19 protein-coding genes are annotated in these 23,235 nt (G+C 58.8%); 8 read left to right on the top strand and 11 right to left on the bottom strand.

Translation table 11 applies throughout. From position 1 onward, the window contains the following. Positions 1-3 precede the first annotated feature (3 nt). The 8 genes from AC07WT_RS03695 (at position 4) to AC07WT_RS03660 (ending at position 10,594) form a co-directional block, all read left to right on the top strand. Positions 4-3,168, top strand: coding sequence for a glycosyltransferase family 4 protein (locus AC07WT_RS03695; RefSeq protein WP_494946091.1), 3,165 nt, complete (start codon positions 4-6; stop codon positions 3,166-3,168). Next, complete coding sequence (locus tag AC07WT_RS03690; RefSeq protein WP_494946090.1) at positions 3,165-4,232, top strand: glycosyltransferase; 1,068 nt, start codon at positions 3,165-3,167, stop codon at positions 4,230-4,232. The genes AC07WT_RS03695 and AC07WT_RS03690 overlap by 4 nt, the downstream gene beginning before the upstream one ends. Beyond that, positions 4,229-5,212 carry a glycosyltransferase family 4 protein gene (locus AC07WT_RS03685; RefSeq protein WP_494946089.1) on the top strand — a complete coding sequence of 328 codons (984 nt, stop codon included), beginning with the start codon at positions 4,229-4,231 and terminating at the stop codon, positions 5,210-5,212. The genes AC07WT_RS03690 and AC07WT_RS03685 overlap by 4 nt, the downstream gene beginning before the upstream one ends. Before the next feature lies 1 nt (position 5,213). After that, a complete protein-coding gene (locus AC07WT_RS03680; RefSeq protein ID WP_494946088.1) occupies positions 5,214-6,257 on the top strand; it encodes a glycosyltransferase family protein in 1,044 nt (347 codons plus the stop codon). 25 nt (positions 6,258-6,282) lie between these two features. Next, positions 6,283-6,876 (top strand): histidine phosphatase family protein, encoded by a 594-nt coding sequence (locus AC07WT_RS03675; protein ID WP_494946087.1) that lies wholly within the window; start codon positions 6,283-6,285, stop codon positions 6,874-6,876. Further along, entirely contained in the window at positions 6,873-7,745 is an 873-nt protein-coding gene (locus tag AC07WT_RS03670) for a hypothetical protein (RefSeq protein WP_494946086.1), read from the top strand. Before AC07WT_RS03675 ends, AC07WT_RS03670 begins: the two co-directional genes overlap by 4 nt. Positions 7,746-8,027: 282 nt before the next feature. Further along, the gene (locus AC07WT_RS03665) at positions 8,028-9,539 is read left to right on the top strand and encodes a glycoside hydrolase family 32 protein (protein WP_494946085.1); all 1,512 of its coding nucleotides are present in this window, start codon (positions 8,028-8,030) and stop codon (positions 9,537-9,539) included. A 158-nt stretch (positions 9,540-9,697) separates the two neighbouring features. After that, positions 9,698-10,594, top strand: a complete 897-nt coding sequence (locus AC07WT_RS03660; RefSeq protein ID WP_494946084.1) for a class I SAM-dependent methyltransferase — start codon at positions 9,698-9,700, stop codon at positions 10,592-10,594. Between the two features lie 479 nt (positions 10,595-11,073). Here the strand turns inward: AC07WT_RS03660 and AC07WT_RS03655 are convergent, their stop codons facing one another. The 11 genes from AC07WT_RS03655 to rfbA all read right to left on the bottom strand — a co-directional run bounded on the left by AC07WT_RS03655 (position 11,074) and on the right by rfbA (position 23,229). Then, a complete protein-coding gene (locus tag AC07WT_RS03655) occupies positions 11,074-12,204 on the bottom strand; it encodes a glycosyltransferase (RefSeq protein WP_494946083.1) in 1,131 nt (376 codons plus the stop codon). Continuing rightward, the gene (locus AC07WT_RS03650) at positions 12,201-13,451 is read right to left on the bottom strand and encodes a glycosyltransferase (protein WP_494946082.1); all 1,251 of its coding nucleotides are present in this window, start codon (positions 13,449-13,451) and stop codon (positions 12,201-12,203) included. The genes AC07WT_RS03655 and AC07WT_RS03650 overlap by 4 nt, the downstream gene beginning before the upstream one ends. Further along, positions 13,444-14,565 (bottom strand): non-hydrolyzing UDP-N-acetylglucosamine 2-epimerase, encoded by a 1,122-nt coding sequence (gene wecB, locus AC07WT_RS03645; protein WP_492592559.1) that lies wholly within the window; start codon positions 14,563-14,565, stop codon positions 13,444-13,446. The genes AC07WT_RS03650 and wecB overlap by 8 nt, the downstream gene beginning before the upstream one ends. After that, positions 14,562-16,136 carry a polysaccharide deacetylase gene (locus tag AC07WT_RS03640; protein WP_494946081.1) on the bottom strand — a complete coding sequence of 525 codons (1,575 nt, stop codon included), beginning with the start codon at positions 16,134-16,136 and terminating at the stop codon, positions 14,562-14,564. The genes wecB and AC07WT_RS03640 overlap by 4 nt, the downstream gene beginning before the upstream one ends. Continuing rightward, positions 16,133-17,515 carry a phenylacetate--CoA ligase family protein gene (locus tag AC07WT_RS03635; RefSeq protein ID WP_494946080.1) on the bottom strand — a complete coding sequence of 461 codons (1,383 nt, stop codon included), beginning with the start codon at positions 17,513-17,515 and terminating at the stop codon, positions 16,133-16,135. The genes AC07WT_RS03640 and AC07WT_RS03635 overlap by 4 nt, the downstream gene beginning before the upstream one ends. Positions 17,516-17,602: 87 nt before the next feature. Continuing rightward, positions 17,603-18,379: an ABC transporter ATP-binding protein gene (locus tag AC07WT_RS03630; RefSeq protein ID WP_494946079.1), complete on the bottom strand. Its 777-nt coding sequence runs from the start codon at positions 18,377-18,379 to the stop codon at positions 17,603-17,605. A gap of 4 nt (positions 18,380-18,383) precedes the next feature. Further along, entirely contained in the window at positions 18,384-19,202 is an 819-nt protein-coding gene (locus AC07WT_RS03625) for an ABC transporter permease (RefSeq protein WP_494946078.1), read from the bottom strand. A 1-nt stretch (position 19,203) separates the two neighbouring features. Then, positions 19,204-20,619 carry a mannose-1-phosphate guanylyltransferase/mannose-6-phosphate isomerase gene (locus tag AC07WT_RS03620; RefSeq protein WP_494946077.1) on the bottom strand — a complete coding sequence of 472 codons (1,416 nt, stop codon included), beginning with the start codon at positions 20,617-20,619 and terminating at the stop codon, positions 19,204-19,206. Between the two features lie 242 nt (positions 20,620-20,861). After that, complete coding sequence (gene rfbD / locus AC07WT_RS03615; protein ID WP_494946076.1) at positions 20,862-21,788, bottom strand: dTDP-4-dehydrorhamnose reductase; 927 nt, start codon at positions 21,786-21,788, stop codon at positions 20,862-20,864. A gap of 11 nt (positions 21,789-21,799) precedes the next feature. Further along, complete coding sequence (rfbC, locus tag AC07WT_RS03610; protein ID WP_494946075.1) at positions 21,800-22,351, bottom strand: dTDP-4-dehydrorhamnose 3,5-epimerase; 552 nt, start codon at positions 22,349-22,351, stop codon at positions 21,800-21,802. Continuing rightward, positions 22,336-23,229, bottom strand: coding sequence for a glucose-1-phosphate thymidylyltransferase RfbA (rfbA, locus tag AC07WT_RS03605; protein WP_494946074.1), 894 nt, complete (start codon positions 23,227-23,229; stop codon positions 22,336-22,338). Before rfbA ends, rfbC begins: the two co-directional genes overlap by 16 nt. Positions 23,230-23,235: the final 6 nt, after the last annotated feature.

Genomic DNA, 23,235 nt, shown 5'->3' with positions numbered 1-23,235 from the left:
CAAATGACATCGAACACCGAATGGCTCAAGGATTGCCGACACCCGTCATCGGGTGAACCGTTTTCCCTGCCCGACGCAATCTACTTTCTGATCAAGTTCCGTGCGGACCTGGCCCATTTCAAATACAAATCCATCAAAGACCGGATGGTGCTGTATTTCTGGTGGAATTCGGTTGGAAAAACCAATTACCCGGATTTTGAGTGGGTTCTGCGCCCTCAGGATGTCGCGTACGTCCGACAACTGGATACGAACACGCTGATCGTGGAATACCAGGAATGCATTGCCCATTGGCTTCGCGGTACATTGCCTGACGTACTCGAAGAGGGCCCGCTCATCCAAGCCCTTCTGCAGAGCGAGAGCTTCGCGGCGGCGAGTGATCTCGAGTTCCCGCGCTTTCTTGATCTGATCATTCGGAATCGCCCTGACCTCCGCCAGTATTTGACGTTGGATCAGTTCCCAGGACAACTGGCAAGTCTGAACTGGTGGGAAAAGCACGGCCAGTTTGAATATCCCAAGGTCGCATGGTCGCCTGCGAGCATCTATGCATCGCTGAATCACCTTGAAAAGCGCGAATCATATGGCGCCATGTACTTTCCGCGATTCCTGCCTCTCGTTCTCGAGAGTCGACCCGACCTGATAACCAATCTCGATCTCTCGACGTTGCCGGGCCAACTCGCAGCGGTGACATGGTGGGAGAAACATGGTCGGAAGGAATATCCCAACCTGACCTGGTCGACGGCGCAAATCATCAGCTATCTGAATGAACCCGACGAGGCCGTCCTCGTAGGCAACTTGCACTTTCCACACTTCCTGCCGCTAGTCATCAAACATCGCGCGGATTTGAAGGATATCGATCTGACAACCTTCCCGGGCCAGCTTGCAGCGATTAACTGGTGGGACAAATATGGTCAAAAGGAATATCCCAACCTGACCTGGTCGTCGGCGCAAATCATCAGTTATCTGAATGAACCCGACGAGGCCGTCCTCGTCGGCGACTTGCACTTTCCACACTTCCTGCCGCTAGTCATCAAACATCGCGCGGATTTGAAGGATATCGATCTGACAACCTTCCCGGGCCAGCTTGCAGCGATTAACTGGTGGGACAAATATGGTCAAAGGGAATATCCCAGCCTGACCTGGTCGACGGCGCAAATCATCAGTTATCTGAATGAACCCGACGAGGCCGTCCTCGTCGGCGACTTGCACTTTCCACACTTCCTGCCGCTAGTCGTCAAACATCGCGCGGATTTGAAGGATATCGATCTGACAACGTTCCCGGGCCAGCTTGCAGCGATTAACTGGTGGGACAAATATGGTCAAAAGGAATATCCAGACCTGATCTGGTCGACGGCGCAGATTTCAAACTTTCTAGATCAGTTGGACAACATCGATGGATTGGTGGAACAGCGATTTCCTCGCTTTCTCCCATTGATCATCAAACACCGCCCCGACCTTCAGAAGGATCTCGACCTTAGAACCGATCAAGGACAACTGGCGGCAGTCGGCTGGTGGGAAAAACGCGGAAAAACCGAGTTCCCCACACTGCGATGGTCCACGTCATCGATCGTCGAATACTTTGACGAACTCGACGAGACGATCGAAGGCAATCTGATGAAAGTGCCGCGTTTTGTGGCGCCTCTGATCAATTCTCGCCCCGACCTGCATGCCAGCATTGACATCGCCACGTTCGCGGGCCAGGTCAATTGCCTGCAATGGTGGCAAGACAGCGGGATACATGAATATCCCTATTTAACGTGGACAACCTCGAGCGCTCTTGAGCAGTTGACAGGACTGAATGGATCGCAGTCGAACGGACTGATCGGACTGCCGCGATTTCTCTTATGGCTGCAGGACGGCCGGTCGGACTTGCAAGCTGCCTTTGATATCTCGACCAGTGAAGGTAGGCGACACCTCGTCCGCTGGTGGCAAGACAGCGGGCGGAACGAATATCGAGTGCTGAGCCGCCTGTCAGTGAGCGTGCCGAGTGACGACGATACGTCCGGCGAGAAGGAGCGGTGCTCCGTCTCGATCTCACCCCTTAGTCGAGCACGCCCGGTCGGGGTCAATATTGTCGGCTTCCCGCAAGGCGTTCTCGGTCTGGGTGAAGACGCACGCACCGCTGCGCGCGCACTTGCTACCGCAGCGATACCATCGGTACTTGTAAACGCACCGATGATCGGGCCGCCTAAGCTCGACATGTCGATCAATCATCTGTTGAGCGAAGACCTCAAGCACGACGTCAGTCTGTTTTGCCTGCCACCGCCTGAAATGGTGCGGCTCGCGCTCGAGGGAGGTCGAAAAATCATCGAGTCGGACACGTACAAGATCGGCGCATGGCCGTGGGAGCTGCCGCAATGGCCAAGCGCGTTCGGCAAGGTCCACACTTTCGTGGACGAGTTATGGGCCCAAAGCAAATTCGTCCAGACTGCCCTTGCCCGCCAAGGGGAAACGCCCGTTCATCACATGCCGATGGCGGTCGAAATCCCCGCTCCTGTCGCGGCCGTGCGCAGTCGTTTCGGCCTGCCAGAGGGTAAGTTCCTGTTTTATCTGATGTTCGATGGCAACTCCTGGCTTACTCGGAAGAATCCGGTGGCCGGCGTGCGCGCATTTCAGGAAGCCTTCGCTGGTCGCCAAAGCGGCGTTGGTCTCGTGATCAAGGCAATGAACATCCGCGAAGACGATCCGATCTGGCGTGAGGTTGCCGATATCGCGGCAAAAGATCGTCGCATCCATCTAATTTCAGAGCGTCTGAGCCGTCAGGATTCGATCGACTTCATGGCCTGTTGCGACGCCTACATTTCGCTGCATAGAAGCGAGGGGTTTGGCCGCGTAATTGCCGAAGCCATGGCGATCGGGCAACCCGTCGTGGTGACCAACTTCTCAGGTAACGTTGATTTCTGCGATGCCAACACGTCGTTCCTGGTCGACGGCGAACTGGTTCCGTTGCGACCGGGCGACTATCTCTTCCATGAAGGTCAATACTGGTGCGACCCCGACGTGTCCGCGGCGTCGCGCCAGCTCGTACGCGTAGTCGACGATGTCAAGGAGCGGGAGCGCATCGCAGCAGCGGGCACACTCCGCATCCAAACTAACTACTCGATTGAGGCCGTCGGCAGAGCCTATGCGAAGCGCCTGGCTGAAATCCATTCGGAGGGGGCGACCCGATGAAACTCCGGATTTGTGCTCCAGATATTTTTGCGGGCGACGCAGTCGGCAACCACTGCATCGGCATTGCTCGTATGGCGATACGTCTCGGCATGGAAGCAGAGCTCTACGCGCAGCGCTTTGATGCGACTGTACTTCCTATTCGTCCTCTGACGGACCTGTTCGAACAAATCGACGCGGACGACCTGTTGCTCGTTAGCTATTCGATATTCGATCCATTTCTCGAACAGTTACTTGCGCTTCCGTGCCGTAAGCTTTGCTATTTCCACGGGGTAACCGATCCGGACCTGCTGCGTGAATTCGAACCCCGAACAGCAGATCTTTGCGAGGCATCGCTCGCGCAATTTCCGCTGCTTTCCCGTTTCGAATCCGTCATCGCCAATTCGCATTCGACAGCACGCAGCGTGGCCGAATGGATCGAACCTGCATCGATGAAGGTCGTTCCACCGGTTTTCGCTGACATGCCGGCATTTCAACGCGTACCGACTGGACAGACGCAGCATCGCCTGCGGCCCAATCTCATGGTGGTTGGGCGTGTCGTCCCTCACAAGCGCGTAGAAGACGCTATCGAGGTGCTTGCGCTGTTGCACAAGCGCAAACTCGAGTTCACGCTGTCTGTCATCGGCAGCATGCCGAACTACGAATATTCGAAGTTCCTCATCAACCACGCCCGATCTCTTGGCGTGCTTGATCAGGTCGACTTCCTCGGCATGATCGACGACGAAGATCTGCTCGATAGCTACGACGCATCGAGCGGCCTGCTGGCGATGAGCCGACACGAAGGTTTCTGCGTGCCGGTGCTCGAGGCCATCCATTTCGGCAACCCGGTGTTCGTTCGTGGCGGGACAGCCGCACAGGAATTGTGCGCACCGGAAAGCGTGTTCGACGCGGACGGTCCGCTTGAGGGATGGGCCGATGCCATCGCCACCCAACTCTCCGATCCGGCTGGCGCCCGCTCTGACTCCGCTCGCGCGGAAATGAATCGCTCGCACGAAATATTGCTCCGCACCGACGCTTCGGTGTGGCAACAGATATTGCTCGCAGGTGGCGAAAGAGGAAACACATGACCGGCCTAAAATTCCTTCTCACGACTTACAGTACCGCGTTTACTGTCAGCGGCGGCGGTGAGTCAGAGTTGGTTCAAGTCGCGGAAATACTGAAGTCCTCCGGCGTTCACACCGACATCTACGGTATCGGCAGTCGGCCGCTCAGTTTCTATGACGGTGTCATTCACTTCTCTGTCCATGCGGACGGACACGCCATACTGCGCGAAGCGGCACTCAAGAAGAAACGTGTGTTCCTTTGGCCGAACGTCTGGTGGTCGGAAACGCCATCCGACGGTGAAGTACAGCGAATCGCCGAAATGGCGAGGAACGCGCACAAGCTGATCTTCAAGTCCGACGCCGAGCTGGAGAATTTCACGCGATACGTCGACGTACCTGCTCAGAAATTGGAAGTGATCCCCACGTGCGTCTCGAACCGTTTTCTGGCCGAACCCGATAGAGACCTCGCATCGACGATCTGCAACGCGTCCAACTTCGCGCTGTGCCTCGGGCTGATCGAGCCGATCAAGAACCAGCTTCGGCTCGTCAAGGCGCTGAACGCCTTGCAACTAGACGGCGTGTTTGTCGGTGGCGCGCGTGACGATGACTATTACCAGGCATGCGTGGCGGAGGCACACTCCGGCATTCAGTTCCTACCGTTCGTGCAGCCTTGCAGCGCCTTGCTACGTTCGATCATTGCCAATTGTTCGGTCATGGTCGAACCCAGTATCGACCCACCAGGGCGCTCCGCGCTCGAGGGCGCAATCATGCAGAAGCCGCTTGTCATCAGTGATGGTCCTTGGCAACAGGAACATTTCGCGGACAAGGTCTGGTACACACAAACCGACTCGGTCGATGCGCTTGCCGCCGCGATCGACCGCGCGCGTACCGAGCTGGACCGGGACACCAAGATCACGAGCAATTACGAACGCGTCCTTTCGCGCCACTCGGCTTCGACTATAGGCCCGAAACTCGTCGCGTTACTGGCCCGAGAAAGTATCTAAGATGCAAAAAGTGCCTCGCCTACTTGTAGTTCAGCGAATTTCGCTCTCCCACGATCGACTTATGTCCAGGTCCATCGCGGCGCGCTTCGGCCCGCTGCTGACGTACATGGCCAAACATGGAATGATCGAGTGGGAGGAGATCGTCGAAAGTGAAGTGACGATTGGACAGCTTCGGCGGTTCGATGCCGTACTCTTCAACAAGCACAGTTCCAATCGGGCTATCGATGTGATGCGGATGGCAAATGATCTCGGTTTGCGGACCATCTATGACATGGACGACTGGATCATCGATTTGCCGATGTACAGCGTTACCGATCTCAATGACGACTTGCTGGCCAACATTACGTGGCTCATCCGGCAAGCCTCGGTCGCGACGGTCTCCAACGAGATTTTGCGCGCGAAGCTGCAGCGCCTTCGCGCTTCAGTTGTGGTAATTCGCAACGGGTTCGACCATGAAGCAATACCCTCCTCCCCCGAAGACTGGCAAGAAGCCGTTCCGCGCAAGATCCTGTTTTCGAATACTGACGGAATCAAGCTCGTGCAATTCCGGAAAGGATTTTTTGGCGTACTGCTCGACTTTCTGAATCGAAATCAGGATGTCACACTTGAATTCTGGGGTGACGGCTTCCCCGAGATGTCGCAGATCCCAAGGCTCACGTCGAAAGGCTTCCTCGAGAATTCTGCGTATAAAAGTGCGATTCGTGACGCGGGCTATATGTTCTCCGTCGTGCCCCTCGGGGGCCGCGAGGACAAAGACGCACTGTTCTTCAACAGTTGCAAATCCTGTATCAAGTACATCGACTACGGCAGCCTTGGGATTCCCGGTATTTACTCCCGGTCGCCCGTGTACGAAGAAGCCGTTGTCGACCGCGTCACTGGACTTTTAGTCAACAACATCGAGGACGAATGGGCGGCAGCGATGCAAGAACTGTATGAACGCGCAGAGCTACGGGATGGGTTGCGTCATAACGCGCACGTGGACACGCGCAGCCGCTTCGGGCTTGCCGAACCCGCACAGACCTTCCTCAACCTCTTGACGGCTTGACTGATTTTAACCACGGGATACTGCGATGGATCTTCTCCTCATCAGGCACGGTCAATCAAACGCGAACGCGAAGGGGCTGCTCATCTCCACCGATCAGGATGAATTGACAGAGCTGGGAAAACGGCAGTCTGTGGAGCTTGCAGCGACCCTTGGCAAGTTCAGCTATTCGCCGTCGCCAATCTTCTGCAGCCCGTGGATGCGCGCGCGTCAGACCGCGGAGCGGGTTTTCGACGGCTCGACGCGATTGACATTCGACGCCCGACTAGCCGAAACGCACCCTGGCAAATACGGGACATGGCTGGAAGCAGACTTCAACCAAGCGTTTCCCGACTTCAACAAGCTGATTACCAATCGCTACGAGGACGGAGAATCCCATCTCGACATGGCTGATCGCGTGCGTGAGTGGGTTGACGCGGAAGTCCTGCCACGCACCAGCGAGCCTGGGTTAATGGCCGCTGTGGCGCACGGCGGGCCCATCAGCGTCGTGCTGCAGCACCTTTTGAATGTTCCTATTGAAACGCACTATCCGACCTTTACGGTGCCCAACGCGTCGCTCACTTATCTGAAATGGCGTGGCGACCTCGGCCGCTACTGCCTTGAGCGGGCCGGTCAGGTATGAACACGGGCGTGGCGATATTCGAACCGATCTACGCTCAAGATCAGGTTCAGGTCGAAAAGAATTTTTTGCCGCTCGTCGTGCAGGACAACTCGCAGGCCGGGTGGCGCGAATTCAAGCTATTTGTCGACATGTATCGCGCCGACGAACACCGCCGCCACGGATATACCGGCATTTTCTCGCCAAAGTTCAGCTTGAAATCAAAGATCTCGGGGCCGGAGTTCGTGCGCTTTGTGCATTGCCAAACTGGGGCCGATGTCTGTTTCATCAATCCGTTCCCACAGATCGCTTACTGGTCGTTTAACGTGTGGATGCAGGGCGAACATGCGCACCCTGGATTAGCTGACGCGGCGCAATCGCTTCTCGACGCGTGCGAACTGGATTTCGATATCAAATGCACTCCTCGCCATGGACCAGGATTATTGGCTTACTCCAATTTTTGGGTGGGCTCAGAACGGTTTTGGGAAGAGTACGTAGGGGGCGTGCTGGTGCGGATCGCAGAGTTTCTAGAGCAAAACCCTGGTCACGAGGTCACGCGCAAGGTGATGGAAGATACGACGCATACGGACCCTGCTCCGTTCTTGCCGTTCATCGTCGAGCGGCTTTTCAGCACCTATATCTCGCAGCGTCCCGACCTAAAGATTTCAGCGTATCGGCATGAAAACGTCAATGTGCAGGACTATTGCGTCAACGAATACGAACAACGTCTCGTCACACGTATGAAGCCGCAAATCGATGAAGCCGACGCCGTCGGTAAATTCGATCCCACGCTTATCAAACAGATGGATATTGCTTGTGAACTCTGGCAACAGCAGTTCTTCGACTACTTCGCAGTGCGACCGCATCCGCATACGGGACGATGCGTAAACTGAATCGCGCACTTAGCCAGGAAAGAGAGTCGCATGTACGAGTGAATACGTAGTCTTCTTCCGGGCGTAATGGCCAAGTACTGAATTTTCGATTGGCGCACAACAGCACGAATCCAGCGCTTCTATGCACTTTACTCGGTTGCCAAGTACTTTTCTGCTGCACGTTACCAGGGTCTTCAAAGAGGAAACGCGGCCTCCGCCTCCGACTGCCGGGACCATGTAGCGACCTTCGAGGTGTAGCGCTAACGGCCAATCAACTCGACTGTCGAAGAAACGAGAACTCAAGTGAAAAGATTCGCACAAACAGCAATTCTCGCGATGTGCCTGCTATCTTGGCAAGTCAATGCCGCGCAAGATCGCCCTATCTATCACTTCACTCCGGCCAGTGGCTGGATGAATGATCCCAGCGGATTGGTGAAAATTAACGGCCTCTATCACTTGTTTTACCAGTATTACAACGGTGGATGGGCCCTTGCTGACGGTCAATTCAAAGACCCCATGGTCTGGGGGCCTATGCATTGGGGGCACGCAACAAGTCGAGACTTGGTGCACTGGCAAACCCAGCCCGTCGCTCTAAGTCCTGACAAGCGCATCGGGAATACCGCAGTGGAAGGAATGATCTTTTCCGGAAGCGCCGTATTCGATAGCAAGAACACAAGTGGCCTCGGGACCAGCGAACATCCGCCGATGGTAGCCGTGTACACGCTCGCTGATACCTTCGGCGCAGGGAGTGGGCAGCGGCAGGCGATCGCATACAGTCTTGACAACGGCACAATCTGGAAGAAGTACCGGGGTAATCCAGTACTTCCCTACAACAACAGCGAAACATTTCGAGACCCTCAAGTCTTTTGGTTTGGTGGCGATTCAAAATGGGCGATGGTAATTTCGTGCGGTGACAGAGTGTGCTTCTACAACTCGCCCAATCTGAAGCAATGGTCAAAAGTGGGTGAGTTTGGCAAGGAAGAGTCGGGCTCGGAAGTCCCTTGGGAATGTCCCGATATATTTCCGCTGCAGGTGAGGAGAAACGGAAAAACGGAGATCAAGTGGGTATTGGTCGTGAGTGTTCAACATGGCGCTCCAAGCGGAAGCTTCGGGACTAGATACTTCGTCGGAGACTTCGACGGGAAGACATTCAAAAACATATCTAGCGCAGCCGACACCAAGTGGCTGGACTACGGCAGTGACAATTACGCATCACGAACTTGGCAAACACCGACAGCGCATCTGAGCCATCGCACGATGATCGGGTGGATGGCTAACTGGACTTACGCGAAAACCCTGCCGACCTCCAAGTACCGCGGCTCAATGACGATTCCGCGGGATGTCACTCTGCAATACGATGAGTCCGGCTACTACCTGACTCAAAAACCGATCCGGGCCGCAATTGTTCCTATGCGCGAACGAACCATAAACGTCGCACTCGATGACGCGCACCCTGTCAAAATGATTCAGACCTCCGTTCCCGCACTGATCAAGACCGACATTACCTTGCGCCCAACAAGTAGTGGAAAATTTGAACTCGCTGCATTCGAACACGGAGGTCAACAGTTTTCCGTTCGCTACGATGCTGGGCTCTCCGAAGTCTCGGTAGACCGGCGCAGCTACGCGGGCTACGTTTTTGACACTGACAAAGCGCCGCAGACAACTCGGGCGATTCCTGTCAAGCACCACCTCCGGTTCTTGGTTTTACTAGACGTAGAGTCGGTGGAAGTATTTGTGAATGACGGAAAACAGACGTTCACAAATCTGCTGTTCTCCCCTGCGACCAAGCCAACTACAAAGACTTCGGCTCATTGAAGGATAAATACGCAACGAACAACGCAAGATGAACGAACCGTCCGACGGCGGTTCGCCCGAGCATACGGCGGGATTGTCGCGCAGCACATATGACCGGAGACTTGCGCCTGCTTTGCTACAATCAATTCATCGTTGTCCAGAGATACTGGGAGTTCGTCTTGAAAGAAACGGCTCTAGATCTATATACGCTCGAAACACCGAGTCACAACCTTGCGTTTTCGCTTTTTGATGGATCGTGGATTTCCTACGTACCTGGATATGGCTTGGGGTCCGTACCCCTTTTTGACGATCATCGTATCAACTGGCTGGCAGCCCAATGCGGTGGATTCAACAACAAGAACGTCTTGGAGCTTGGCCCGCTTGAGGGTGGACATACCTACATGATGTCGACGGCCGGTGCGGCTCGAATTGTTGCAATTGAGTCGAATTCCAAGGCGTTTCTCAAATGCCTGCTCGTCCAGAACGCCTTAAAATTCGAAGCAGAATTTATGTTCGGAGACTTCCGGCAACTGCTCGCAAAGAGAAATCAGAAGTTTGATTTGGTTGTCGCCATCGGTGTTCTTTACCACATGGCTAACCCAATTTCGCTTCTGGATGACATGACACATGCCTCAGATTCCCTGTGTATCTGGACACATTATTATGACCCCGTGGTTGCCAAAACCAACGAGCGGATGAAACGTCACGTGAGCAACACGCCCACAGTCTCGGAGTTTCAAGGAAGGACCATCAACACCTATCGGCACAGCTACCTGCAATTCCTTGACGATCCGAAATTTGCCGGCGGGACGGCCCCATACAGCCAATGGATGACCCGCGAAAATCTCATCGGCGTGCTTGAAGACCTGGGGATGACGGTCATTATCGGTATTGAAGACAAGGACCATGACGCTGGTCCGTCAGTGCTGCTCTACGCAACACGAATTCCCAGATACGACGAAGCATCGTATCTTTCCCGCAACCCCGATGTTGAACAAGCCATAGCGAATGGACAGTTCAAATCCGGCGCTGAGCATTACATTCGGTTCGGCAAGAACGAAGGCAGACCGTTGTAGGTTTGTAGCGCAGTCGAGTCGGTGCCACCCATCGACTCAGAGCGGCATGCTTCTGAAAAGCGCACGTCTCACTCGCGACTCGCGCGAGAGGATTGGGTCCCGCAATGCCGAAGATGTCTCAGCTATGCCCCAACTTCATCCGTCGCAGTGCTGACACCAAAGACCGCAGCGGCCCGGTCAGCTTCCACGATGGGGATTCTTTGATATCACGGATAGTTCGGCGTGCCGCGTCCAACTCGTGCGAAAGCTCAACGACACGCGACCGCTCAAAAGTCAATATATCGGAAACCAGTTCCTCGTTTGGCGTAGCCCCGTGCAAAACAGAAGCCGTCGTGGAGTTTTTTATATGAGCCCAGCTATTGACGATTCGATCCCGCTCGTCTGACGCCCTCAAAGTCACGAAGAGCTCTAATTCATAACGCTCGGTGTCGGAAAAAACGCTCACATTCAATATGGACCAGTCCGGCTTGGGCGATCTGCTACCCCCCCAATACCTCCGCATAAAGCCCCCGATAAGCATTCCCCAGCGCAGGCCCCGAAAACAGCCGCTCATACCGCTCCCGCGCGGCCGCCCCCATTCTCCGCGCGAGCGCTTCATCCCGAACCAACTCGTTGACCGCCGCGGCAAATTGCTCCGGCGCCTCGGGCTGCACCACAAAGCCCGTCACGTCATGCTCGTTCACATAGGAAGTGCCCGAACCCATCTCGCAGCACACCATCGGCTTGCCGAACATCTCAGCCTCGACCAGCACCATACCGAACGCTTCCGAGCGCAAATGCGACGGCATGACCAGCGCACGGCACCCGTTCAGCAACGCCACCTTTTCTTCGTGCGACACCTGCCCCGCGAACACGACGTTTGACGCGCCGACCCGTTTGGCAAGCGAGGTCAGACGCTCCAGTTCCGGCCCGGAACCGGCAATCACAATTTTTGAAGCGATCGATGGCGCCGACTCGATCAGCGTGTGAAGCCCTTTGTAGTACCTCAACACGCCCAACGCCAGAACGTATGGCTCGTTCCCAAGCGCAAGCCGTTCCAGGCAATCAGGCGCAAAACGCCCGAGTTCCGGATCATCGCGGTAATCGATCATGCCCAGCGGAATAGCTTTCAGGCGTTGCTTGTCGACGACACTGGTCAGGATGGCACTGCTTTGCGCATAGACCGGTGACGTCGCTACCACCGCTGACATCGCGCGCAAGGTCGAGCGCATCAACGGCCCGTACACATACCCAAGCGCCCGCTGGCGCACCACGTCCGAGTGGTAGGTCATCACCGCAGGCTTGTTGGCGCGGCCCAGCAGGTGCAGCACGTCCGCGAAAGGCCAGGGAAAGTGGAAGTGCAGGACATCGGCCCATTCGGCCTGCGCACGATACTGTCGCAATGAGTCGAGCCCCCCAAGGTCGCACGAAGCGGGCGCCGCCCACGAGCGCGAGCGGGTGACGATGCCCTCGGGAAACTGGATGTCGCGCGGCACCGGGTTGGGCGACAACGTGAAAATCCGCGGATCGACACCGCAGGCCCGCGTAGAGAGGCTGATTTGCCTGATGGCCTCCTGCAGGCCGCCAGGCGGATCGGGAAAATAGGTGCGGTAGATGTGGAGAACTTTCATGCAGCCGCACCCAGCGAGGCCGGCTTGCCCGATCCATCCCGATCGCCGACATGAAACGTGATGGCCAGCATCTTGTCCAGCCGCCGCTCCCACGTGTTGTCGCCCACCGCCGCCCGCGCCTCGTCGGCGCTCAGCTTGCCGCGCGCGAGCTGTTTCTCGATCGCCGCGACAATGGCCTGAAGATCTCCGCCCACTTCGAGACCTGCGCGCGGCTCTTTCGCGAAGTCGAGCGGCGTCGACACCACCGGCAAACCCGCCGCCAGGTACTCGTAAAACTTCATCGGGAACATCGAACGCGTGTACTCGTTCAGCAAAGTCGGCAACACGCCGACCTGCATGCCGCGCAAATACTGCGGCAAGTTTCGATAGCTGCGATAGCCGAGCAGATGCACATTCGGCAAGCGCGCCAGTTGCGCCAGCAAGTCGCTGCGCTGCCCCTCACGCTCCTCGCCGATGACGATCCACTGCCATGCCGGCCGCGCCTGTGCAGTCTGCAAGAGCAACGGAAAGTCAACCTTGAAGTCGGAAAGCACGCCGTGATACACGAGTCGCGGTTCGGGAATAGCCGCCAGTTCGGCAGGCAACGGCCCCGCTTCACGCGCCTGAGCGAAGTGCGCGTCGTCCACCACGTTGCCGAAATAATGCGTGTTCGGGTTATACGGCAGGCACGTCTCCTGCAACGATTTCGCAGTCGTGAAAACAGCTTCGCATTGCGCGAGCAGCGCTTTCTGCGCATCGTTGAACGCAGCGACATCGACGCCCGGAATCGCAGCGATATCGTCGACGCAGTGATAAACGAGCGGCCCGCGCTCGAGTGTGGCGATCGCGTCCAGCATGAACGGGTGGTAGGTCCACACAACCGGTTCGACGAACCGATGTCCTTTCGCGAACCGGCTCACCGACCAGCGCAGCAACGCCTGATTCAGCGCACGCACAAACGGCCAGTGATGCTTGGCGGGCACCATCAGTGGCGACAACACCCAGATGTTCGCGGCACGCCGCGGCGGCCCGACGACGAGCGACTGCATGCCGCGCCACAAGCGGCGCCACAAGCGGGCCCAGTCGCGCCCGCTGCCGACCTTCGGCGAACGGAACCCGACGCTCTCCACATACAGCACCCGCCAGCCGCGCGCGGCCAGAATGCTCGCCGTATGCTGCTTGTTCGTCCAATAAGGTTCGTCCCAGTCGGCAGTCGAAAACAACACGGTGTCTCGCGCGGCGCGCACGCTGTTCTCGCGCTCAACCACTGAACACCTCAACGGGGCGGCCCAGCAGGCTCTCGAGAATGCGCTGCGACGCGAGGCCGTCGCCATACGGGTTCGCGCGATTGCGCAGCGCCTCACGGCGCGCCGGATCGTCGAGCCAGCCGATCGCCGCGCGTTCGATACTCTCCGCCGCCTGACCGGCCAGCGTCGCAAAGCCTGCATCGACGCCTTCGCGCCGCTCGGTATGATTGCGCATCACGACGACCGGCACGCCGAAGGTCGGCGCTTCTTCCTGAATACCGCCCGAATCGCTCACCACCAACGCGCTGCGGCTGATCAGGTAAAGGCTGGTCGGATAATCGACCGGCTCGATCAAGGCGAGGTTCGAGATGCCATCCAGTTCACGCAGCACAGGCCCGCGCACGGCTGGATTCAAATGCACCGGGAAGACCCACCGATAATCGCTATAGCGTTGGCACAGATCGCGCAGCACGCGGCAGATGCCTTGCAGCACCTCGCCGAAATTTTCACGCCGATGGCAGGTGACGAGAATGTGCTGCTTCTCGGCGCCTTGCCATTCCGGCAACGGACTTTCCGGGGGCGTATCGTCCCAACTCCGGCGCACTGCCGCAATCGCGTCGACCACCGTGTTGCCCGTGACGACGATTCTTTCCGCTGCAATTCCCTCGTTCAGCAGATTCTGGCGGGCAAGCTCGGTAGGGGCGAAATGCAGCGTCGTGATGCGGCTCAGCAGGCTGCGATTCGCTTCCTCGGGAAACGGGCTCGCCAGATCGCCGGTGCGCAAGCCGGCTTCCACGTGTCCAACCGGAATCCCGCGATGAAACGCCGCGAGGCCGGCGCAAAACGCCGTCGTCGTATCGCCTTGCACGATCACCCAATCGGGACGCACCTGCTCCAGCGCCCGGTCGAGCGCGGCCAACAGGCGCGACGACAACGCATTCAGCGATTGCCCCGGGCTCATCGTGTCGAGCGTGATATCCGGTTCGATGCCGAAGAATTCGAGCGCCTGCGCAGCCATTTCCTTGTGCTGGCCGCTCGCGCAAACGATGGTGTCGACCTCGGCGCGCAACGCACGCACGACCGGCGCCAGCTTGATGACCTCGGGCCGCGTGCCCATCACAACCATGACTTTCATTGCAATGGCTTCCCGACCTCGACCTGCACGTGAGCACCGCGAAACTCGACGCCCAGTGCCAAAGGCGCTGCGCCGCCAGACGGAGTCTGGATACGGAATACGCCGCCTTCTTCGATCACCTGCGTCAGCGATCTGAGCTTGAGAAAATCGAGCGCGGCTTCTTCGTTCATGAAGAGCGGCTTTTGCGCCCGGCTCCTGATGTACGCAATGAACTGCTCGTGCGCAACGATGCGCAACGGCTCGTCCGGCCAACCATACTGATAACGTTCGGAGAACGGATGGTCGAGATAGCCGAACAGCGTATTGGTTTCGTAGGCAAGATCGAAGGCCTGCTTGAAAATGGCCAGCGGATCGCCCGCCTTGAGCATGCAATCGCCGTGCAGCATGCACTGCTGGCTATGCCCGATGAAGCCTGCCGGCAGGCCCGCCAACGCGCCGCCACGGGCCGCCAGGAACTCCGGATCGTTGCGGATGATCCCGCCGATGCATCCTTCGTAGCCGGCATCAGCCAGGCCTCGCATCGCATACGGCGGCGACTGGTGAAACGGCGAAACGGCGTAGCGCACCGGCTTGCCGGTCACCTCTTTGAGCAAGGCCGCGGATTGACGCCCTTCTTCGAGCGCGGCGCCGTAGCTGCCGCCCCAGTTCGGCGCGTGCGTCGCCGTGTGCGAGAGCACCGCGCCGTCCTTGTCAGCCAGCAGTTCGCGAAGAATGCCGTGATGCTCCGCGCGGCTCAGGTTTTGCGTGTGAACAGCCAGGGTGAAAGGCACGCCCAGGCGTTGATAGGTCTGCCACAACGGACGCGCCGACTCGACGTCTTCGTCGCAATCGAGCCGCGACGTAATCGCGGCGTCGTAGCCCCACGGCAGCTCGCTCAGCACCGGATGACACAGCAGCGTTTGCGACCGGTAGCCCGACAGGAAATTTTCGACGGTGCGCCACTCGAATGAATCGCACGGGCCGACCGCGCGGTTGAACCACAGCACGCTCGCCGGGCCGGCGTCCCACAGCGCTGCGTACGAGAATCGCCGCTCACCCGCTATATCGACCGATGCGAGCTCCGCGTCCGCGGGAGCCTGGCCCGCTTGCGAGACCGCCCAGATCGAGCCGTCGCCGCGAACGGCGCCGAAGCCGAGATTGTTCCATTCGTCGGTGAAGTCGAAACGCTCGAATGGCCGGCGCCATTGCCGCCCACCTAGTGCTTGCGCCAACGCTGTGTAACGCACAACCGCGCCGCTCTCACGCGCTTCGCCTGATGGCGTCGACTCACTGCGGCTCGCAGTTGCCAACTCGGCCGGCAACGCCTCAGCCTGATAGTTCAGATGCTGCGCCAGCGCGGCGGGCACGCGGCCGAACACCACGAGCTTGCGTGGTTGATCGCGCAACCATTCGAGCAGGTCGACGCCCCAATCGTCGGGCACGTCGACTGCGAATACCACGCCCGGCGCGATCGAGCGCAACGCACTGCGCGAGATCGATTGCGCCTGGGTGGCGCTGACAGAGCGCTGCACGGCCGCCAATACATATTGGCCGGCCTCTGCCGACGCGTCTGAGAACAGAATTCCGATCATGCGGTCACCACGTGGCGAAATTTGGCCCGGCTGCCGACGCGCACCAGATCGTCGTGCCCAACATAAGCAATCGTGAAAGCGTCCTGCCAGAAGTGACGCAGCTTGTTGGTCGTTTCTTCTGCGTTTGCGAACGGCTCGAGCACGATCCGCAGGGTCGGCGGCGTGGTTCGCAGATCGATCTGAAACTCCTGAATCCCGCCGACGCGATGGTCGAGCATGTCCTGGATATGGTGCGTCGGATGCGCCACGCCGTTGATCGGCACGACGTCATGAATCCGTCCGACGACGTTCGTCAGGAAGAAGCCCTTCGCGGTCTCTTCCACGCGCGCGAGGTCGCCCGTCGCGTAGCGGATCAACGGCATCAACCGGTTGCGGAAACCCGTGAACACGAGTTCGTGCGCACCGTCGGGATTGCCTTCGGACACGCGGCTCTCCGGCCATCCTTCGGATTCGAGAATCTGGAAACCGCCGTCGTGTCCGTCGAGCTCATAGGCCATCACGCCGAGCTCGGCGAGACCGTAGCGGTCAATCACCCGGCAACGCAGCGCCGACGCAATCATCTCGCGCGCATGCGGCTCGAGCAGTTCGCCGCTCGACTCGAACACCTCGAATGCTTTGCCGCCGCCGTACTTGCGCTGCACATAGCAAGCGAGCGCATACATGGTCGACGGATGCGAGTGCGCCAGGTACGGCTTGCGGCGCTTGAGCGTCTGCCACATTTCTTCGAGACCCTGATCGTCGATGCGATCGAAGAAAATGTTGCTGCGATTCATCGCGAAGCACTTGAAGTCTTCACGCGACGGCCATTCCGGAATCACCTGATCCGGGAAGCGGCAGGCAAAGTGCAGTTCCGAGCGATGGCGCAGCTTGCCGATCCGTTCGCGCGCATAGAACGTCACAGCCGATGAATAATCAGCGCCGACCTGATCGTAGTAGATCGTGGTCGACAGTCCGGTCGAGCCGCCGGTCTTGCACGCGTGATGCCGGCCCGCTTCGAGCGGCCCCGACAGCAGGCGCGGCCCCTGCTCGCGGATGATGTCCTTGGTCAGATACGGAAGCTCGTCCAGATAGCGCGGGTCCTGCTTGACCTTCGCCGGATCGAACTGCCGCGCCTGAAACAGGTCGCGATAATACGGCACTTGTGCGCCGGCGAACTCGAGCATGCCGGCCAGCCGGTCGAGCGCGATGCGGCGGCGCTCCGGCATCGGCAGCACATAGTGCTGCCGCAACTCTTCGATCTTTGGACGGACGCTGCGCTTTTCGCGGCTCTCGGCAATCGGATAGGCGATATAGCCGCCGGCAAAGCCCTTGAGCGTGCGAAACGGCTGTCGCACCAGCAAAGACTCGGAGTACCGCAGAAATGGATGATTAGCTCGCATGACATTCGAACCTTGTTGCGCCTGTGGGGCACGCACCGGGCAGCCCCGCGGTCATACGACCGGGTTCGGCACACCCGTTTGCGGAAATTAATGCGGCAACTGCGCCGACTGGCTGACCAGCGGCCCTTCGCTCAGCTGCGGCGCGATCACCGGTTCGTCGGCGATCATCTTGCCGTGCTCCATGGAAATCTTGCGGTTGCACACCCGCGCCACCAGCGACGGATCGTGCGACGCAACCACCAGCACTGAAGCCTTGCCAACCAGGCTCTCGAGACGCTCGGCTGCCTTGATGCTGAACTCCGCATCGCCCACGCTGAGCCACTCGTCCATGATCAGGATGTCGGCTTCGACACTGGTCGAAATCGCGAACGCGAGACGCAGCATCATCCCGCTCGAATAGGTGCGCACCGGCAGATTCAGGTAGTCGCCCAATTCGCTGAAATCGGCGATCTCGTCGATCTTGCTGCGGATGCGCGCCGGTTTCAGGCCGTCGAGAATGCCGCGCAGATAGATGTTCTCGAAGCCGGTCGCGTCGGGATCGAGGCCCATCGAAACGTCCAGCAGCGAAGCAATCTTGCCGTGCACCTTGAGCTCGCCGCGCACCGGCGCGTACACGCCCGACAGCGTGCGCAGCAGGGTTGTCTTGCCCGAGCCGTTGTGGCCGATCAAACCGACACGATCGCCTTCGGTGAAGCTGAAGCTGAGGTCGTCGATCGCTTTGACAACCGCGTGACGACCGGCATCCTGGCCGATCCGGCCACCCGTCGTGAGATTGAGCACCGCCTTTTTCAGTGAGCGATGGGAGTTCTCGTAAATCGGAAATTCGACGGAGATGTTACGAGCAACAATCGATGAAGAACTCACAATATCAAAGCCAGTAAGGAACGCGATTACGGAAACGTTTCATCAGGATTTGCGCGAAGGCAAAGCCTACGATCAGCAAACCAAACGACCAGGCCCACGATTCCCAATGGGTCGGGCGGCCGGTCAACGGCGCACGCACCGTTTCGATCAGGTGGTAAAGCGGGTTGTATTCGGCAACCCAGGCACGGTCCTTCAGAATTTCAGGTGACCACATGACGGGCGTGAAGAAGAACACGACCTGAATCAGATTGGTCACGATCGGCGGAATGTCGCGAAAACGCGCGCACAGCACGCCGAGCGTCACGCCGAGCCAGACGCCGTGCAGCAGCAGCATGGCGAGCGCGAGCGGAACCAGCATAAACTCCCACCCGGGCCAGCGCCCGAAGACGAGCAACAGGACCACGACCACTGGCAAGCTGTGCAGCAGAATCACAAAATTGCGCCACGCGATCCGGCATACGTGCACGGTGAGCGGCAGGCGAATCTGCTTGATGAGATACGCCGCGCCAATGAAGGCTATGCAGCCTTCATTGGCAACCGCCGCAAGATAAGCCCAGATCACCAGACCAACGGCAAGATAGGGCAGATAGTTGGAAATTTCCTGGTGCAGCAGCGTGGAATACAGCGCGCCCAGCACCACGACCATGATGATCGTGCTCAATGTGAACCAGAAAGGCCCGAGCACCGAGCGGCGGTAACGCTGACGAATGTCATGCCAGCCCAGCGTGCCCCACACCCGCATCGCTTTCATGCCGACGAGCAGATCGTCGGTTTCGGTATGGCGGGTCAGGTCTTCCGTATCGTTGATAAAACTGATATCCATCTCAAGTACGTCCGTAAATGTCTTCAAAGCGGACGATGTCGTCTTCGCCTAGATATTCGCCGCTCTGCACTTCGATCATCACGAGCTCGACTACGCCCGGATTCTCGAGGCGGTGTTTGTGACCCGCCGGGATGTAGGTCGACTCATTGGTCGACACGAAGAACTCCTGGTCTCCGTTGACGACCTTGGCCATTCCGCTGACCACCACCCAATGCTCGTTGCGATGATGATGCATCTGCAAGCTGAGGCTCGCGCCCGGCTTGACCTCGATGCGTTTGATCTTGAAGCGCGGGCCTTCTTCGAGCACCGAATAGGTACCCCACGGCCGATGCACCGTGCGATGCACCTTATAGGTTTCGTGGCCGCGCGCCTTGAGTTCGGCAAAAATCTGCTTGACGTCCTGAGCCCGCTCCCGGTCCGCGACGAGAAGCGCGTCCGGTGTGTCGATGACGATCAGATTTTCGATGCCCACGGCGCCGATCAGGCGGTCGCCGCCACGCAGGTAGCAATTCTTCACGTCGAGCAGCAGCGCTTCGCCTTCGACGCGGTTGCCGCTGCCGTCCGGCGGCGAGAGATCGCTTAGCGCCGTCCACGAACCGACGTCCGTCCAGCCGATGTCGCAACGAACCACCGCGGCGTGTTCGCATTTCTCCATCACCGCATAGTCGAATGACACTTCCGGCACGGCGCCGAAGCTCGCGGGCTCAAGACGGATCTGCGCGCCGTCCTTACCCTCGGCAGATGGCGACTTTTCCATACACTCGGCAGCCGCGCTGAGAATCTCGGGACAATGCTGCTCCATCTCCTTCAGGATCGTGCCGGCGGTGAAGCAGAACATGCCCGAGTTCCACACGAACTTGCCGGAGGCGAGATACTCGCGAGCCTTTTCGAGCGACGGCTTCTCGACAAAGCGCACCACGTTCTCGCCGTCCGCTTCGATATAGCCGTAGCCGGTCTCCGGCGTGTCCGGATGCATGCCGAAGGTCACCACCTTGCCCGCTTGCGCAAGTTTCTTCGCAACCTCGACGGCCACGGCGAACGCCGGCTGGTCGGCAATCAGATGATCGGCGGCCAGGACGAGCATGACCGTCTTGTCGCCATGCACTTTCGCCGTATGCAATGCGGCCGTCGCGATCGCGGCGGCCGTGTTGCGGCCAAACGGTTCAAGAATGAACGAGGTTGTACAGCCTTTCGCGTTCACCTCGCGAAAGTCGTCTTCGGTCTTGAAGAACAGATCGCGGTTCGTTACGGTGAGCACTTCTTTCACGCCGGGCAGCGCGACCGCCCGCAAGAAAGCCTTCTGCAGCAGGCTCTCGCCATCCGCGAGACGGATGAAGGGCTTCGGGTGCGACTCACGCGAAACCGGCCAAAGCCTCGACCCCGCTCCGCCACAAAGGATGATCGGTAACAAACTCACAGAGTCCTCTCAGTACCGTACTTATTACGGAAGTGCCCTGACTATGAACGCTCAGCACAACCCACAATCAGGTTGATCACGCGACGGGCCCGTCATGAGCAGCGCCATGTCTACGCCCGATTGCCGAGCCTGTGCGGGGCTCCCAACCCGTCGATATTCTACCCCCGCCCCCTTTCACTATCGTTAGACAGCTGCGGCGCTGCGCTACGTGGCGAGCTTGGGCAAGGGCGCGTCCCAGCTGGTTAAGAACGGGCCGCGGGAGACACCGGAAAAGCGTCCGTCAGACACAGTTGCAAGGCATCGCGCCAATGCGGAGCAGCTAGCCCGAACACCTGCGCCAGCTTCTCGTTGGACATCCTCGAATTGGATGGACGCTTCGCCGGCGTCGGATAGTCGGATGCGGGAATCGGCAGCGTCTTCGGCCGGTTCGGCAGATTCGCCAGTTCGAAAATGGCCGAGGCGAAACCGTGCCACGAAGTCGAGTCGCCGGCGCACAGGTGGTAGATGCCGGAGCACTCGTTCCACCACGCAGCGCTGTCATCAGCGGCGAACGCCTGTGCAACCAGATGCGCCGTGAGCGTGGCGATCGTGTTGCTCCAGGTCGGCGCGCCGAACTGGTCGGCAACGACCTTCAACTCAGGCCGATCTGCGCCGAGGCGCAGCATCGTGAGCAGAAAATTCTTGCCGCGGGTGCCGTACACCCAGCTCGTACGAAGCACCAGATGGTTGACGCCAGCGGCAGCGATCGCCTGCTCGCCGGCCAGCTTGGTGCGCCCATACGCGTTCTGCGGATCGGTCGGATCGTCTTCGACGTAGGCGCCGTCTTTCTCGCCGTTGAACACATAATCGGTCGAATAGTGGATCAGCGCCGCACCCAGCTTTTTCGCTTCTTCAGCCAGCACACCCGGCGCTTCGCCGTTGATCCGCATGGCGAGGTCGAATTCGTCCTCAGCCTTGTCGACCGCGGTATAGGCCGCGGGATTGACGATCAGGGCCGGCCGAACTTCGCGAACCACGGCACGCACCTGGTCCAGATTGGACAGATCCAGCCGCGAGCGATCGACCGCCACCACTTGTCCGAGCCCTTGTAACGTGCGGGCGAGTTCGAAGCCAACCTGGCCATTCACGCCGGTGACGAGAATCGTCCGCCTGACATCATGTGCGCTCATGCTGCCGCCCCTTATGCGAAGACTTCAGCATCGGCAAGGCGCTTACCCGCCGCATCCTTCGCAGCCAGCAACGGCTCGAAGTCGATCGGCCACTCGATGCCGATCGCCGGATCGTTCCAGACGATGCTGCGCTCATGCTCGGGGAACCAGTAATCGGTGGTCTTGTAGAGGAACTGCGCGGATTCGGACAACACCACGAAACCGTGCGCAAAACCCGGCGGCACCCACAACTGCCGATGATTCTCGACCGACAGCGTCACGCCGACCCACTTGCCGAAATTCGGCGAGCTCTTGCGGATGTCGACAGCCACATCGAACACCTCGCCTTCAACCACCCGCACGAGCTTCCCCTGCGCATGCTGGATCTGGTAATGCAGCCCACGCAACACGCCCCTCGCCGAGCGCGAGTGGTTGTCCTGCAGGAACTCGACGCCAGGCTCGACCTGCTCGGCAAACTCCTGCGCATTGAAGCTTTCGAAGAAGAAGCCACGCGCATCGCCGAACACCTTCGGCTCGATGATCTTGACTTCGGGCAGCGCCGTAGCGGTTACTTGGATGGCCATGCAACTTGGTCCGTAAGAATGTTTTGCAGATACTGCCCGTAGGCGTTCTTCGCGAGCGGTTTGGCGAGCGTCAACAGTTGCTCTCCATCGATCCACTGCTTCCGGTATGCGATCTCTTCCGGACACGCAACCACCAGACCCTGGCGTTTTTGCAGCGTCGCGATGAAGGTTGCCGCTTCGATCAGCGAATCATGCGTGCCCGTGTCGAGCCACGCATAGCCACGCCCCATGATTTCCACATTGAGTGCGGCGTTCGCCAGATAACGCGAGTTGACGTCGGTAATTTCAAGCTCGCCACGCGGCGACGGTTTGATATCGGCGGCGATATCGCAAACCTGCTTGTCGTAGAAGTACAGACCGGTGACGGCGTAGTTGGAGCGCGGCTTGACCGGCTTCTCCTCGATCGACAGCGCGCGAAACTGCTTGTCGAATTCAACGACGCCGTACCGCTCCGGATCGTGCACGTGATACGCGAAGACGGTCGCGCCTTGATCCTTGTCATTGGCGCGTTCCAGCTGCTTCGCGAGATCGTGGCCGTAGAAAATGTTGTCGCCGAGAATCAGCGCCGACGGATCGTTGCCCACGAAGTCGCGGCCGATGATAAACGCCTGCGCGAGGCCGTCCGGCGAAGGCTGAACGGCGTACTGAATATTCATGCCCCACTGACTGCCGTCGCCGAGCATGGTCTCGAAGCGCGGCGTGTCCTGCGGCGTCGAGATGATCAGCACGTCGCGAATGCCCGCCACCATCAGCGTGGACAGCGGATAGTAGATCATCGGCTTGTCGTAGACCGGCAGCAGCTGCTTGGATACGACATGGGTAATCGGATACAGCCGCGTACCCGATCCGCCTGCGAGAATAATGCCTTTGCGCGCCATAGCCGT

Source organism: Paraburkholderia sp. GW821-FHT02A12 (assembly GCF_059422005.1).
Note: the sequence above shows the minus strand (reverse complement) of the source record. Positions and strands in the feature narration are given on the sequence as shown.